Here is a 14,135-nt window from a genome sequence, read left to right as displayed (position 1 = left end):
GCAAGCCCTGTTCTACGATGGCGGGTTATATACCGGCCTTTGGCTTAAAGCAATAAGGATATAAAGATTTCTTTATATCATCGATCGAGCCGCTGCCGCGCATTGCTGAGATAATCTTTCAATTCATTATGAGAAAACGAGGCGGCAATCCCGACCGATTGAAAGGGCGCCGGAATGGCGCCCTTTTTGACAAGCGCGGCGAATTCCGTCAGTCGGACGGAAGGATCACCTTGTCGATGACGTGGATGACGCCGTTGTCGGCCTCCACGTCGGCGGTAACCACATTCGCCCCGTCGACGGTGACGCCCGAGGCGCTCTTTTCGACGGTGATGGTCTTGTCGCCGCTTCCCTTAAGGGTGGCGACTTCCGCCGAACCGTCTGAAATCTGCCCGGACATGATCTTCTGCGGCACGACGTGATAGCTCAGGATCGCGACGAGCTGATCCTTGTTCTCCGGCTTCAGCAGATTTTCGACGGTGCCTTCGGGCAGGGCCGCGAAAGCTTCGTCCGTCGGCGCGAAGACCGTAAGATTGTCCGTCGTCGCCAGGGCATCGGCAAGGCCGGCTGCCTGGGCCGCGGCAAGCAGCGTGTTGAACGTGCCGGCGCCCTTGGCCGTCTCCACGATATTCGCCGAATGCGCGGCGGTTGCGGTTGCGAGTGCGAATGCGGATGCAAGTAGAAGCTTGCGCATGTGCGATGTCCTTCCTTGAGTGTTCGACCCCTGCCCCTGTCCGGCTCTTTTGCTGGAAAAGCCGATTGTGGAGTTTTACGAACGTTGGCCGTGGAGGATCATCTTTTGGAGGAAAATATAGTCGTGCAGCTTCAATGAAAATTTGTGATCCGAGAAGTGGTATACTTCGTAAATGAAAGTTTTGTTTGCGGTAAAATTCTTCGCGCGGTGCGATGATCGGGCCGCTCGATGCCGCAACCTGCTGCCTCGGCCCGCTGTCCAGTCCCGCTGTCCAAGGATGCGCAATTCCCTTTTCGCGCAAAGCCGCAGCGTAAATTGCACAGCCGATGTGCTAATGTATGTGCCCGACGCACTCAAGGAAGGCTTCATAAAGGGCAGCGTCATGGCCATCCATCACTCTTTCGGCATTATTGGCGGCAGCGGTCAGCTCGGCGGCGCGATCGCGCGCCAGCTTCTGCTCACGGGCACGCTCGCGCCCGATCACCTTTGGATCTCCAATACATCCGGCAAGCTCGACGGCTTCCGGAAGTGGCCTTTCGTGCGCTCCACGACGGACAATCAGGAACTGGCGCAAGCTTGCGAGACGATACTCCTTTCCGTGCCGCCGCACGTCGCGAAGGGTCTGGAGCTGAAGGCGGAAGGGCGTCTCGTCGTCTCCGTCGTGGCTGGTCTGACGGTGGAGCGCATCGGCGAAATGACTGGCACGACCCGGATCGTGCGCGCCATGTCGAGCCCCGCCGCGGAATACGGCCTTGCCTATTCGCCCTGGGTGGCGGCGCCGGGCGTGACGGAGAAGGACCGGGAAACGGTGGGCTTCCTGTTCAAGGCCTGCGGCCTGACGGATGAGGTTTCAAACGAGGACCAGATAGACCGGTTCACCGCGCTTACCGGGCCCGTACCCGGTTTCGTCGCGCTGTTTGCCGATTGCATGGCGCAATATGCACTCCGTCACGGGGTCGATCCGAAGATCGCGGATCGCGCCGTCCGCCAGCTCTTTCACGCAAGCGGCGTGACGCTCTCAGAGACGGAACCGACGCCTGCCGAGCGGGTCGCGGAAATGATCGCCTATGCCGGCACCACGGCGGCGGGTCTTGAGGTCATGAGGAATTCAGCCCTGTCGCAGGCGATATCCGATGGCCTCGACGCCGCATACGACAAGGCGAAGTCGCTGGGGTGAGCGATGGAATGTCACGTTGCGCACCGGGCTCGAGCCCGGAATCCATGCGGAACTGTGAGCCTGTTGCTTATCCGCTCAAGAGGGGTGGCGGTGCTGTGCCGTGCCTGTTGCCGCGACTGTCCTCCGCTCCCGACAGCGCGTCCTTCACCTGATCCTTGATGACCTCGCGAATGGCCCGTTCCTCGGCATCGGCCAGCAAGCCGTCTTTGCGAAGGAAGTCGTCGAATGCCGTTCCGATCTCGCTTTCCCTGATCATTTCCGAGCTCCGATCTTTGCAAACCGCCTGACTTCACCCGGTATCCGGCTGCTTCCCGTCACGCCGTGGATAAGGATGAGGCGCCGTCTCGAAATGGCATAAAAAATGCGGGCGAAGCGCCCGCCTGAAAGATAACTTCTGAGTTCGAATAGGCCGCCGCCGATGCGCCGGCCGTAGGTAAGGCCGAGCGGCTCCCCGAATTCGAGCTTCTCTATCTCCGTATCGATGATCAAACGATCATCCTTACCTAGAGTTTCCAGCCAATCACGAGCTGGTTCTCGCCCGCACTCCAAGCGTAGGAAGTACGCTGGAAACTTTCTCTTGTCTGTCAACATCCGAAGCTGCTTTGTTTTTTTGCAGCTGACTTCCCTGATTCGAAGTATTTATGAATTGTTGATGGTAGAATTTGGCAAAATAAAGATCGTTTTTGTTTGGATATATATAAAATATATGGAATTTGATGGCTTGTCGTTTTCCAGGTGCCGACAAGGAGCGCTCTGGACGGGAGGCGCGAAGCCGTCAAAATGACGCTATGACGATTCGCGAGCCATCCATTTTCACGATCCCGCCCTCGGCGAATTTTCTTGAAACGCTGGTCGATGCGCTTCTTGCCGGCCGTCTGGTGCCGGGCTTCGATGCCGGGGGCGATCCTCTCGCCCTGGCCGGCGTCACCCTCTATCTGCCGACGCGCCGTGCGGCCCGTGCTTTGCCTGATATTTTCCGCGAAAAGCTGGGAACCGGCGCTTGTCTCCTCCCGTCGATCCGCCCGCTGGGCGACGTCGATGAGGATGAGCATGCCTTTTATTCCGGCGCGGATACGATCGACCTGCCGCCGGAAATCCCGGCGATGGAGCGGTTGATGGAGATGACGCGGCTGGTACACGCCTGGGAAGGCGCGCTGCGGCGCGACGTTCTGGGGCTGCCGCCGGATGTCCCCTTCGGCGCGCCGGCGTCGGCTGCCGATGCGGCCTGGCTTGCGAGTGATCTCGTCTCCCTCATGGATGAGGTCGCGACGGAGGAGGCGGGCTGGGAGGCGCTCACGTCCCTCGTGCCGGAGGATCACGCCCGCTACTGGCAGATCACGCTGGATTTCTTGAAGATCGCGACGGAAGCATGGCCCGAGCATCTGGCCGAGCGCGGGTTGATGGACCCGAAGGCGCGCCGCTCCGCGCTCATCCGTCGCGAGGCGGAGCGCCTGCGCGCTCATCCGCCGCGCGGGCCCGTCATCGTCGCGGGCACCACCGGCTCGGTTCCCGCCACGGCGGAATTGCTTAAAGCCGTGGCCGGGCTTGAAAACGGCGCCATCGTCCTTCCGGGCCTCGATCTCGCGCTGGATGAGGAAAGCTGGGTGGCGCTGGGCGAGCCGGGCCGGGCGGGCGAGGCGGCGTCCGTTCCCGCCCATCCGCAATACAGTTTGAAACTGCTTTTATCCCGCCTTGGCGTGAAGCGGGAGGGTGTGGCGTCTTTGGGGGCGGGTGCGGCGCCTGAACTTGCCGCCCGCGACAGGCTGGTCGCCGAGGCGCTGCGTCCGGCGGAGACGACCGATGCCTGGCCGCGCATTCTGGGTTCCACCCCGGTTGCTGCGCGTCTGGCGGCGTTCGGCAATGTTTCGCTTGTGGAAGCGCGCAACGAGGCGGATGAGGCCTTGCTTCTCGCAACCGTGCTGCGCGAGGCGGTGGAGGAGGGCAAGACGGCCTCTCTCGTTTCGCCGGACCGCACGCTTGCCCGCCGTGTCGCCGTCGATCTCGCCCGCTGGGGCATCGTTGTCGATGATTCCGCCGGCCGCCCGCTCGACCAGACGCCGCCTGCCGTTCTGGCAAGCCTTGCCGCGCGGCTGGCGCTTCGCGGGCTTGAGCCTGTCGATCTCCTTTCGCTTCTCAAGCATCCGCTCTGCCGGCTCGGCCTGTCGGTCAAGGATGTGCGCTCGGGCGCGCGGGCGCTGGAGCGCGCGGTGCTTCGCGGGCCGCGTGCGGCCCCCGGCACTTGCGGGCTTTTGGCTGCGGTTGCCGCGTCGCGCAATGAGAGTGCGTTGAAAGAGGCGGCGGGCGAGAGGGTTCCGCGCTGGAAAAAGCTGGTCGAGGACGACTGGAACGCGGTCGAGGATCTGGTTGCCCGGCTTGCCCATGCGCTGAAACCGCTTGAGGATTTCGCGGATGTCTCCGGCGAGGTTCCGGTGGAAGCGCTGGTCGAAGCGCATGTCGAGTGCCTTACCCGGCTCAGTGTCGATGAAGCCGGCTCGACTGATGAGCTTTATGCGGGCGAAACCGGCGACCAGCTCGCCCGCACGCTTTCCGACATGCTGGAGGCCAGGGGTACCGGGCTTGTCCTGCCCGCTTTCGACTGGCCGGATGTCTTTGCCGCATTCCTGTCCGGCATAAACGTGCGCCGCCGCCTTCCGGGCGATCCGCGCATCGCCATTCTCGGGCCTTTGGAAGCGCGCCTGCACAGGCCGGATCTCGTCATTCTCGCCGGTCTGAACGAGGGCAGCTGGCCCCAGTCGACGCGCAACGATCCCTGGCTCAACCGGCCGATGAAGCGCGATCTCGGCCTCGATCCGCCGGAACGCAGGATCGGGGCCGCCGCCCATGATTTTTGCGAGGGGATGGGGGCCGCCGAAGTCGTTCTTTCGCGTGCGACGCGCGCGGATGGCGCGCCGACGGTCGCCTCCCGCTGGCTTCAGCGGCTGACCACCCTTCTTGGCAAGGAGGTCACTGATGCCATGCGCCGTCGCGGCGCGCGCTTTCGCCACTTCGTGGGCCTGCTGGACACGGCTGAAGGTCCGGTGCGTTTCGCACAGCGTCCGGAGCCGAAGCCGCCCGTCGCCGCCCGGCCCGACCGGCTCTCGGTCACCGAGGTCGAGGCGCTGGTGCGAGATCCTTACGCGGTTTACGCCAGGCGCGTGCTGCGCCTCGATGAGGTCGACCCGATTGGCGGTCAGCCGGATGCCGCCGAGCGCGGGCAGATCATTCACGATTGCCTTGCCGATTTTCTGCAAGGCTGGAACGGCCCGTTCGAAGAGGCGGCCCTTGCACGGTTGCTCGAAATCGGGGCGGAGCGTTTCGCCCCGCTCGATGCCTTTCCGGCCGTCAAGGCTCTGTGGTGGCCGCGTTTCCAGCGCGTGGCGCAAGCCTTCATCGGGTTCGAGGCTGAGCGGGCAGGCCGCATCTCGAAGCGCCACCTGGAGATCGGCGGCGGCATGGAAATCGACCTGACGCCAGGCCGCGCGATCAGGCTCACGGGTCGCGCCGACCGGATCGACGAGCTTGCCGACGGTACGCTTGCCGTCATCGACTACAAGACGGGCCAGGCGCCGTCGCTCAAGCAGGTATCAGCGCTCCTTTCGCCACAGTTGCCGCTGGAGGCGGCGCTCATCCGGGGTGGTGGCTTCAAGGACGTCGATGGCCGCTTGCCGGTATCGGACCTTCTCTACGTTCGCCTGTCCGGTGGGCGTGTGCCGCTTGAGGCCCTGCCGCGCAACCCGAAGGACCGTTCGATCTCCGAACTGACGGACGACGCCGAGGCCCGCCTTCGCCAGCTTCTGGCTGCCTACGAATTGCCGGAGCGGGGGTATCTCGCGCGCGCGCGTGTTCTGGAAGAGCGCGTCATGGGCGGCGTCTACGATCATCTCGCCCGCGTTCAGGAATGGTCGCTCGGCGACGGGGAGGATGCATGAGCCGGCCCGAGATTCCAGCCGCCACTAAAGAGAAACAGTCGCGCGCCGCCGATCCCGCACGCTCCGCCTGGGTCAGCGCCAATGCGGGCTCCGGCAAGACCTTCGTTCTCGCGCGGCGCGTCGTGCGCCTGCTTTTGTCCGGCACCGATCCGTCGCGGCTTCTGTGCCTCACCTTCACCAAGGCGGCGGCCGCCGAAATGGCGACCCGCGTATTCGCGACGCTGGGTGACTGGACCAATATGGACGATGCCCGCCTTGCCGAGGAATTGGCCGAAATTGAGGGAAAAAAACCCGATGCGCGGCGTCTTGCCAGGGCAAGGCATCTCTTCGCCAAGGCGCTCGAAACCCCCGGCGGGTTGAAGATCCAGACGATCCACGCCTTTTGCGAAGCGTTGCTGCATCAGTTTCCGCTCGAAGCCAATATCGCCGGGCACTTTACGGTTCTGGATGATCGTGTCGCTGCGGAACTTCTGGCCGAGGCCCGCGCCAGTGTCCTCTTTAGGGCCGAAAACGATCCCGACAGCGATCTTGGACGGTCGCTTTCGTTTCTCATTGACGAGCTTTCGGATTCAGGCGTGGGCTCTGTCCTTGACGAGATGGTTGCGAAGCGCGATCGGCTTCGCCGCTGGCTGATAGATTTCCCCGGTCTCGATGAAGCGGTTTATGATCTCGCGCGGCATTTCGGCGTCGATCCGGCGACGAGCCTTGAGAGCATCGAAAATAACCTTGAAAACCCCGATTTGCTTTCAAAAATCCCGCTTTGGAATTTAGTTGGTATTTTCGAAGCCGGCGGCGTAAACGACAAGAAAACGGCGGAAATTCTCAAGTTTTGCGCTGAAGCCGGGCCTGGCCTTCGCCGCCGGGACGCCTGGCTTTCCGTATTTCTGACCCAGAAACTGGAACCTCGAAAGAAGCTCGCCACCAAGGCGATTGGCGACAATTATCCCCACGTCCTGGAGGCTTTCGAGCGCGAACAACTTCGCCTGCTCGACCTTCTGGATCAGCGCCGCAAGGTCGTCACGATCCGGGGAACGGAAGCGATCCTGAAGCTTTCCGACGCCATGCTCGGGGCCTATGAAAAAGAAAAGACCCGGCGGGGATTTCTCGACTTCGAGGATCTGGTGGTCAGGACGGCGAACCTGCTTTCGCGCGCCGATGCCGCCCTTTGGGTGCAGTACAAGCTCGACCGGGGCCTCGATCATATCCTGGTCGACGAGGCCCAGGACACGAGCCCGCGCCAGTGGGAAGTGATCGACGCCCTGGCCGGGGAATTCTTCGCCGGAAAGGGCGCGCGCGATGTCACGCGCACCATCTTCGCGGTCGGGGATGAAAAACAGTCGATCTATTCTTTCCAGGGCGCTGTCCCCGCCTATTTCGCGAAGATGCGCCGGGGTTTCGGCCGCCGCGCGGAAGATGCGGATGTAACCTTCGATGCGATCGATCTGACCCTGTCTTTCCGCTCCACTCCGGATGTTCTTGGCGCGGTAGACGTTGTTTTTGCTGACGTTTCAGCTCGCAAGGGGCTCTCGGAAGACGGCGAGGCGCCGGTGCATGAGGCCGTGCGCCGCAACGATCCGGGCCTCGTTGAAATCTGGCCTCTCGAACAGGCTGAAGAAACAGAGGAAAGCGACGACTGGACGCAGCCGATCGACCGTGTCTCGACGGGAAGCCCGATGATGCGCGTTGCCCGGCGAATCGCGCAAGCCGTTGATAATTGGCGCGAAAACGGAGAGGCGGACCCCGGTGACGTGCTCGTCCTCGTCAGGAAGCGCGGCCCATTCGTGGAGGCGTTGACGCGCGAACTCAAGCGCCGTGGCGTGCCTGTCGCCGGCAGTGACAGGCTCATTCTCACCGACCATATTGCGGTGAAGGATCTGGTTGCGCTGGGCCGTTTCCTGCTCTTGCCCGAGGATGATCTGTCGCTCGCCAGCGTCCTGAAAAGCCCGCTTTTCGGCCTTTCCGACGATGATCTCTTCCGGATCGCCCGCGATGAACCGGAGCGCCCGCGCGCCGGCACGCTGTGGCAGTCGCTGGTGAAGAAATCGGACGCAGACCCGCAATTCGGCGAAGCGCGGAAAAAGCTTGAGGACTGGCGCGCGCGCGCCGATTTCGTGCCACCCTTCGAATTATTCTCAAGGCTTCTGGGCGCGGATGGGGGACGAAAGGCGTTCCGCGCCCGCATCGGCACGGAAATCGATGATATTCTTGATGAATTTCTGGCCCTGACGATTGTCTTCGAGCAGACGGGAACGCCGGGGCTTGAAGGGTTTCTTGCCTGGCTTGCGGCCGCGCCTACGGAGATCAAGCGCGAACTGGCAAGCGCCGAAGGCGTGGTCCGCATCATGACGGTCCATGGTGCGAAGGGGCTGGAGGCTCCCGTTGTCATACTGGCCGATCCCGGAGCCGCTCCGGTATCCGCGCACCATGATCCCGCGATGCTTGAATTCCCTCGCGGCGACAATGATTTCGTTACCCCCGGCCTTATCTGGATGCCGGCGAAGGCCGACCGTACCGCCTGGCATGAAGAGGCGGTTGGCGAACTTCGCGCGAAGTCGGGTGAGGAATACCGCAGGCTTCTCTATGTCGCGATGACGCGCGCCCGCGACCGGCTCGTCATCTGCGGCTGGGCAGGAAAAAAAGCTCCGCCCGAGGGGACCTGGTACAGCCTCGTGCGCGACGCCCTGGCCCCGCAGGCGGTGGAGGAAAAGGACGGGGAAGGCGCGCTTTCACGCCTGCTGTGGCGCAAGGGCGGTGCTGAGCCGCAGGCGCCCAAACTTGCCAGGTCGCCGTCATCTTCCACCTCTTCCGGCGCGCCTGCGCCCGATTGGCTGTCGAGGCCTGCTCGCGCGCCGGTTCGCCCGCGGCGCCTGCAGCCGTCGAAGGCCTTCGATGAGATGGAAGCCAAGGAGAGGCATGAACAGCCCGACGGTCTGGCCGCCCTTGAGGCCGCGCGCGCATCCGCGGACTGGGCGCTGAAGCGCGGCAACCTGATGCACAAAATGCTGGAAACGCTGCCGGAAATCGACGAGGACGCGCGGCGCGGCGCGGCAGAGCGCTATCTCGATCTCGTGCTTGGGCCGGAGGAGATAGCGAAAAAGCCGGAACTTGCCGAAGAGGCGCTCAAGGTTTTGAACGATGCTCGGTTTTCCGCCGTATTCTCATCGCAAGCGCGGGCGGAAGTTCCCATCGTCGGCCGGATTGAGGCGCCGGACGGCGAGGAAATCCTCGTCAGCGGGCAGATCGACCGCCTGCTGGTGACCGAGGGCGAGGTTCTGATCGTCGACTACAAGACGAACCGGCATGCGCCGGAGGCCGCCCAGGCGGCACCTCTCGAATATGTTACCCAGCTTGCCGTCTATCGCCGGCTTCTCGGCGAGATTTATCCGGGAAAGGCAATTCGCGCGGCATTGCTGTGGACGGCCGCTCCCCGCCTGATGGAACTTCCCGCCGAGCTCATGGAAAAAGCGTATGCGGAACTGCGCTAGACAGGTAAATCTGTCCTCCCGGCTCGCTTGACGAGGCTTGTCGCACTTCCTACCTTCGTTGCAACTCGAGGGCCGCGTCAGGTGACGCACCCGGATTTTATGAGAGGCGAACATGGCCACTAATGTCGTTACCGATGATAGCTTCGAGACGGATGTGTTGAAGGCGTCCGAGCCGGTCGTGGTGGATTTCTGGGCCGAATGGTGCGGTCCTTGCAAGATGATCGCTCCAGCGCTCGAAGAGATTTCGGACGAGCTTGCCGGTCAGGTTAAGGTCGCGAAACTCAACGTCGACGAGAACCAGAACATCGCAATCAAATATGGCGTGCGCTCCATCCCGACGCTGATCCTTTTCAAGGATGGCGAGCCGGTGGCGACGCAGGTCGGAGCGGCTCCGAAGAACAAGCTTTCGGACTGGATCAAGAGCGCGACCTGACGCGCCGATTTTCCGAAGCGATGCGAAGGGTCCGGCGGCTTTTTTGCTTGCCGGACTTTACGCATTGAGGTTATCCGCTAAAAGGTGCCCGGCACCGAAGGTGCGGTAGTCAACTCCATCCAAAACGATTGAACGTACAGGCGATGACGCAGAAAAACAGACCTGAGGAAAATCCGGAAACCGTCGAGACGCAGCAGGACGCGGGCGCTGGCGCAACCGATCAGGTTGAAGGTGCTGCGGGCGAAGGCATTGGTGGCGAAGCCGAAAACAACCCGGTGGATGCCCTGAAGGCGGAAAATGCCGAACTGAAGGAGCGCACGCTCCGCACGCTTGCGGAGATGGAAAATCTCCGCCGCCGCACCGAGCGCGAACTCAAGGACGCCAAGCAGTATTCGGTCGCGACTTTCGCGCGCGATATGCTTTCTGTCAGCGACAATCTGCGACGTGCGCTGGAAGTTATTCCTGCCGAAGCCCGGGAAGCTGCCAATGAAGGCCTGAAAAGCCTCGTGCAGGGCGTCGAGATGACCGAGCGCGAGATGCTGAACCAGCTTGAAAAGCATGGCGTGAAGAAGCTCGACCCGGCGGGTCAGAAGTTCGACCCGAACTTCCATCAGGCGATGTTCGAGGTGCCGGACCCGAGCGTTCCCGCGAATACGGTCGTCCAGGTGGTCCAGTCCGGCTATGTCATCGGCGACAGGGTGCTGCGCCCGGCCCTTGTCGGAGTCTCGAAAGGCGGGCCGAAAGAGACCAGGCCGTCCAACGGAGGCGGTGAGGGCACTGAACCGGGTGCGACCGTCGACAAGACAGCTTGAATGCGCGAGCCGTAATGAATTGGAAGGGCAGGCAGCCAGCTTGCCTTTTCTTTTCTTTCAGGCAATAGGGCGCACCCCTTCCTTGATGTCCCAGTGCGGCATGAATTGGGGGCGCGGCGCATCCTGAAGCGACAGGCCCGCTTCGGTTTTCCGCCTTGTCGGTATTGCATTGCGATCGATCGCACCCTCGAGCGCCATCGCAAGATCGCGGGCAAAGACCCTGTCTCCGATATGCCAGGAGTGCGGCCAGGAGCCGAAATGGGGCTGTCCGTCGGGGTCCAGGGATTTGAAATGGTCGCCGCAATCAACGTTCACGGCTTTCCTGTCATGGGAGTCCGGCAATCCGTGGCGGCCAACGCGCGGGCTTGTACCCAAGCGCTTGGCGTTCGACACGGCCAGTACTGAATCGAAGGGATTGGAGTAGTTTGTCAGGCGCATTATCCGCCGAAACATGGGCTTCGACCAGTCGCTAGTTAGGTTGAGGCTGTTGGTAGACACGTCGGCCCCAATCAAGGCAACCTGTCCAACGCGCCAGTCGCTTTTGAAATAGGCACCAACTTTCTCAGCTTGCGCGAAAGCTTCCATTATCACATAGGCGCCCGTTGAGTGACCGAGCAGGTGAATATTGGTACTGCAACCGTTTTTCTGCTTTTGGATGAGCAGATCAATGCCTTCCGTCACGAGTGAGTGAGCCACTTTCGCAGCATCTGCCCGATCTTCAAGGTAGTTTAGTGTGGAGTTTTCGCTCGGCCAGTCGAATGCGATGACTTCTCCGCGCCATCCTTCCGCCTGCAAATCCCTTCGCAGCTGACGCATCCTCTTGAGGACAATTGGAATATCGTTGTTGTAGCCGTGGACGAATATCAGAACATCGCCGGTAGGAGAAATGGAGTTCGGATTTTCGTCGCCATCGGCAAGGCCCTGAATTTCTCGTGCCCATTTCTTTTTCTTTTTGACGATGTGAGACGTGTCATAGGACTTTGAGGTGGACGGTATCTTTATATAGGAAAGCGGACCTGGTTCGCCTCCAAATACTTTGCCGTTTATTTGTCTTGCGGAGATAAGGTAGTCATATGAAGGCATAATTTCCTCGCGCAAACTAAAATAAAGATTGAATAAATAAAATATACAATCAAAACGAGAATAAAGTCCAGCCCCCCGTTAGACTCGAGAGCGTGGTACATCCCGGATCGACTCATCTGGAGGAAGGGAGCAAGCGCACTATAATGCTGCAATTTTTCGACTTTCTGGGTGTCGCCGTTTTCGCCATGACGGGAGCGATCGTCGCGTCGCGCCTGAAGCTCGATGTTCTGGCATTTGTCTTTTTTGCCAGTTTCACCGGGGTCGGCGGGGGGACGCTTCGCGATCTCCTGCTCGGCGTTCCCGTATTCTGGGTCGAGGATCAGACGTATCTGATCGTCTGCGTCGCCGTAGGCGTGACGATCTGGTTCGCGGCTGGATGGATCGAGAAACTGGGAAAGCCGCTGCGCTGGGCGGATGCGGTGGGAATTTCGGCCTATTGCGTCATGGGAGCCGCGAAAACGCTGTCCATCGGCGACGTGCCGGTAGTGGCCGTCATGATGGGAATTGCGACGGCAACTTTCGGCGGCATCATCCGGGACACGATCGCGGGTCAGCCCACGGCGATCGCAAAGTCGGAAATCTATCTGACCGCCGCCTTCGCGGGCGCCGCGGTCTACGTATGCCTGAATGCGGCGGGGGTTCCTCAATGGCCGGCGGCGATCGCAGGATTCGCGACGGCCATGGTCCTGCGCGGCGGCGCGATACAGTTCGGCTGGCAGCTGCCACCGTATGGTGCCAGTCGGGGAACGGGCGATCGCGGCGAAAACTGAAAATCAGGCGGCGTTGCGCTGATCGGGTCCGGTAAGCGCCGGTGCGTTCGTGGTTTCGGAAATGGCTTTCAGCTTGTCGGCCTCTTCATGCCACCGGTCTGCCTCGCGCCGCTTCACGCGCGCTTCCTTGCGGTATTTGCCCTGCTTCGTCCACGTCGCCACACCGCCGATGATCACGCCGACGGCAACGGCCGCGAACAGAAACCAGAAAAGCGGCGCGGTGACGGTAAGTGCCGGATCATTCGCCGAAAACGGATCGAGAGAGAAGGTGACGTCATGCCTGTTCGCCACCGCGAATACCACGAGAAGGATGGCAAGCGGCAAAAAGATCAGGGATTTCAGGAATCGCGCCACGTATCTTTCCTCGAAAGTTCTTTGATCAGCTTGAGATGGCCGGCAATCGGCGTGCGGGCCAGTCAGTCGTCGCCGTGATCCACGCCGCCGTTAAGCCTTTCGCGCATTTCCTTGCCCGTCTTGAAGAAGGGCACGTTCTTTTCGCTCACTTCGACCTTTTGACCCGTTCTGGGGTTGCGACCGACGCGAGCGGGGCGGTTTTTTACCGAAAACGCCCCGAAGCCCCTGAGCTCAACCCTGTCGCCACGCTTGAGAGCCTCCGTGATCTCGTCGAGTATAGCATTTACGATATTTTCCACATCGCGCTGGTAAAGGTGAGGATTCTGTTCGGAGATCCTCTGCACCAGTTCCGATTTGATCATCGGTCAGCCCCTGTCGTGTCGTTTTTATCTGACGCATCTGGAGCGTGCCAAACCGACACGAGACCGTCAAGCGAAACACCCGCAGGAACAAGGCCTTTAACCGCGTCGATATTCGCCAGGAGGCCGCTTGAAAGCCCCTGGCCGAATGCTGCCGCTATGCGGGAGGCAAAGGGGAGCTCATCGAGTTCGGAGGGTTTTCGCCATGTGACGACCGGAAGGTCCTCCGGTACACCGCGCTCCGTTTCCAGCCACTTCACGGCCTCTTCCTCCCCGCCGAGAGCATCGACAAGGCCGAGTTTGTGCGCGCGCATCCCGGAATATATGCCGCCGGTTGCAACCTTGCGCACCTCTGCCACATCCATCTTGCGTCGTTCCGCGACGATATCGACGAACCAGTCATAGCTGTCGTCGATAACCGCCTGGAGGTTCGCGACCGCGTCTTCCGGTGTTCGCGAAAAGAAATTCGGCTGTGCTTTCAACGGGCCGCTTTTGACGACGTCTACCTCGATCCCGAGGGTGTCGAGCAGGCCCTTGATGTTGCCGTACTGGATATAGACGCCGATGGAACCGGCGAGCGTGGAATGGCGTGCGATAATATGATCTGAGGCGACCGCGGCCATGTAGCCGGCGGATGCGCCGAGCGTGCCGATCTGCGTCACCATGGGTTTTTTATCCGCCAGCTTGCGCAGTGCGGTGTAAAGCGCCTCGCCGCCGGTGGTGGAGCCGCCCGGAGAATTGATGGACAGGATCACGCCTTTTACCGCGTCGGATTCGGCGATCTTTTCGATCATTTCGTCGCGCTTGCGGTCGCTTGCGATGATGCCGGTCACGTCGATACGCGCGATATGGGCCGAACGCTTGCTCGGGCCGGCGAGCCCCGCGAGTCCGGCAACGGCGCCTATGAGCGCCACCGCAATGACAAGGAAGGCGACGACCCGCCAGAAGCTCACCTTGCGGCGCAGGCGGCGGCGGTCGACGATCTGATCGGCGTCAAGGGGCATGACGGCTAAAGCCTCCGTTACGAATTCCCTGGCGACTA

General features: G+C 61.4%; 13 protein-coding genes. 6 read left to right on the top strand and 7 right to left on the bottom strand.

Features of this window, described 5'->3' with window-relative positions; all coding sequences use genetic code 11:
• Positions 1 to 208: 208 nt before the first annotated feature.
• On the bottom strand, positions 209 to 691 hold the full coding sequence (locus tag GR183_RS17680) for a fasciclin domain-containing protein (RefSeq protein WP_160776992.1): 483 nt from the start codon (positions 689 to 691) through the stop codon (positions 209 to 211).
• 334 nt (positions 692 to 1,025) lie between these two features.
• Between GR183_RS17680 and GR183_RS17675 the strand changes: the two genes are divergently transcribed.
• On the top strand, positions 1,026 to 1,868 hold the full coding sequence (locus tag GR183_RS17675) for a pyrroline-5-carboxylate reductase family protein (RefSeq protein ID WP_208999901.1): 843 nt from the start codon (positions 1,026 to 1,028) through the stop codon (positions 1,866 to 1,868).
• 67 nt (positions 1,869 to 1,935) lie between these two features.
• Here the strand turns inward: GR183_RS17675 and GR183_RS17670 are convergent, their stop codons facing one another.
• Together GR183_RS17670 and GR183_RS17665 are read right to left on the bottom strand one after the other, a co-directional pair.
• Positions 1,936 to 2,124, bottom strand: coding sequence for a hypothetical protein (locus tag GR183_RS17670; protein WP_160776991.1), 189 nt, complete (start codon positions 2,122 to 2,124; stop codon positions 1,936 to 1,938).
• Positions 2,121 to 2,459: a type II toxin-antitoxin system RelE/ParE family toxin gene (locus GR183_RS17665; protein ID WP_160776990.1), complete on the bottom strand. Its 339-nt coding sequence runs from the start codon at positions 2,457 to 2,459 to the stop codon at positions 2,121 to 2,123. Before GR183_RS17665 ends, GR183_RS17670 begins: the two co-directional genes overlap by 4 nt.
• 197 nt (positions 2,460 to 2,656) lie before the next feature.
• On the opposite strand from GR183_RS17665, the gene addB reads away from it, so the two are divergent.
• The 4 genes from addB (at position 2,657) to grpE (ending at position 10,527) form a co-directional block, all read left to right on the top strand.
• Complete coding sequence (addB, locus tag GR183_RS17660) at positions 2,657 to 5,797, top strand: double-strand break repair protein AddB (protein WP_160776989.1); 3,141 nt, start codon at positions 2,657 to 2,659, stop codon at positions 5,795 to 5,797.
• Positions 5,794 to 9,282 (top strand): double-strand break repair helicase AddA, encoded by a 3,489-nt coding sequence (gene addA, locus GR183_RS17655; protein WP_160776988.1) that lies wholly within the window; start codon positions 5,794 to 5,796, stop codon positions 9,280 to 9,282. Before addB ends, addA begins: the two co-directional genes overlap by 4 nt.
• Before the next feature lie 112 nt (positions 9,283 to 9,394).
• A complete protein-coding gene (gene trxA, locus GR183_RS17650; protein WP_160776987.1) occupies positions 9,395 to 9,715 on the top strand; it encodes a thioredoxin in 321 nt (106 codons plus the stop codon).
• Positions 9,716 to 9,858: 143 nt separating this feature from the next.
• Positions 9,859 to 10,527, top strand: a complete 669-nt coding sequence (grpE, locus tag GR183_RS17645) for a nucleotide exchange factor GrpE (RefSeq protein WP_160776986.1) — start codon at positions 9,859 to 9,861, stop codon at positions 10,525 to 10,527.
• Between the two features lie 57 nt (positions 10,528 to 10,584).
• Here grpE and GR183_RS17640 read toward each other — a convergent pair whose 3' ends face one another.
• Entirely contained in the window at positions 10,585 to 11,610 is a 1,026-nt protein-coding gene (locus tag GR183_RS17640; RefSeq protein ID WP_160776985.1) for an alpha/beta fold hydrolase, read from the bottom strand.
• A gap of 143 nt (positions 11,611 to 11,753) precedes the next feature.
• On the opposite strand from GR183_RS17640, the gene GR183_RS17635 reads away from it, so the two are divergent.
• Complete coding sequence (locus GR183_RS17635) at positions 11,754 to 12,380, top strand: trimeric intracellular cation channel family protein (protein WP_160776984.1); 627 nt, start codon at positions 11,754 to 11,756, stop codon at positions 12,378 to 12,380.
• Positions 12,381 to 12,383: 3 nt separating this feature from the next.
• On the opposite strand, the gene GR183_RS17630 is transcribed toward GR183_RS17635, so the two are convergent.
• From GR183_RS17630 to sppA, 3 genes are all read right to left on the bottom strand, one after another.
• The gene (locus GR183_RS17630; RefSeq protein ID WP_160776983.1) at positions 12,384 to 12,734 is read right to left on the bottom strand and encodes a LapA family protein; all 351 of its coding nucleotides are present in this window, start codon (positions 12,732 to 12,734) and stop codon (positions 12,384 to 12,386) included.
• A gap of 62 nt (positions 12,735 to 12,796) precedes the next feature.
• Positions 12,797 to 13,096 carry an integration host factor subunit beta gene (locus GR183_RS17625; RefSeq protein WP_160776982.1) on the bottom strand — a complete coding sequence of 100 codons (300 nt, stop codon included), beginning with the start codon at positions 13,094 to 13,096 and terminating at the stop codon, positions 12,797 to 12,799.
• Complete coding sequence (gene sppA / locus GR183_RS17620) at positions 13,093 to 14,097, bottom strand: signal peptide peptidase SppA (RefSeq protein ID WP_160776981.1); 1,005 nt, start codon at positions 14,095 to 14,097, stop codon at positions 13,093 to 13,095. The genes GR183_RS17625 and sppA overlap by 4 nt, the downstream gene beginning before the upstream one ends.
• Positions 14,098 to 14,135 lie beyond the last annotated feature (38 nt).

Source organism: Stappia sediminis (genome assembly GCF_009826895.1).
Classification (GTDB): Bacteria; Pseudomonadota; Alphaproteobacteria; order Rhizobiales; family Stappiaceae; genus Hongsoonwoonella; species Hongsoonwoonella sediminis.
Note: the sequence above shows the minus strand (reverse complement) of the source record. Positions and strands in the feature narration are given on the sequence as shown.

Coding starts and splice junctions, on each gene's coding strand:
- GR183_RS17680 (WP_160776992.1), bottom strand. CDS start 691: ATGCGCAAGCTTCTACTTGCATCCGCATTCGCACTCGCAACCGCAACC.
- GR183_RS17670 (WP_160776991.1), bottom strand. CDS start 2,124: ATGATCAGGGAAAGCGAGATCGGAACGGCATTCGACGACTTCCTTCGC.
- GR183_RS17640 (WP_160776985.1), bottom strand. CDS start 11,610: ATGCCTTCATATGACTACCTTATCTCCGCAAGACAAATAAACGGCAAA.
- sppA (WP_160776981.1), bottom strand. CDS start 14,097: ATGCCCCTTGACGCCGATCAGATCGTCGACCGCCGCCGCCTGCGCCGC.
- GR183_RS17635 (WP_160776984.1), top strand. CDS start 11,754: ATGCTGCAATTTTTCGACTTTCTGGGTGTCGCCGTTTTCGCCATGACG.
- grpE (WP_160776986.1), top strand. CDS start 9,859: ATGACGCAGAAAAACAGACCTGAGGAAAATCCGGAAACCGTCGAGACG.
- trxA (WP_160776987.1), top strand. CDS start 9,395: ATGGCCACTAATGTCGTTACCGATGATAGCTTCGAGACGGATGTGTTG.
- GR183_RS17675 (WP_208999901.1), top strand. CDS start 1,026: ATGTATGTGCCCGACGCACTCAAGGAAGGCTTCATAAAGGGCAGCGTC.
- GR183_RS17625 (WP_160776982.1), bottom strand. CDS start 13,096: ATGATCAAATCGGAACTGGTGCAGAGGATCTCCGAACAGAATCCTCAC.
- GR183_RS17665 (WP_160776990.1), bottom strand. CDS start 2,459: ATGTTGACAGACAAGAGAAAGTTTCCAGCGTACTTCCTACGCTTGGAG.
- addA (WP_160776988.1), top strand. CDS start 5,794: ATGAGCCGGCCCGAGATTCCAGCCGCCACTAAAGAGAAACAGTCGCGC.
- addB (WP_160776989.1), top strand. CDS start 2,657: ATGACGATTCGCGAGCCATCCATTTTCACGATCCCGCCCTCGGCGAAT.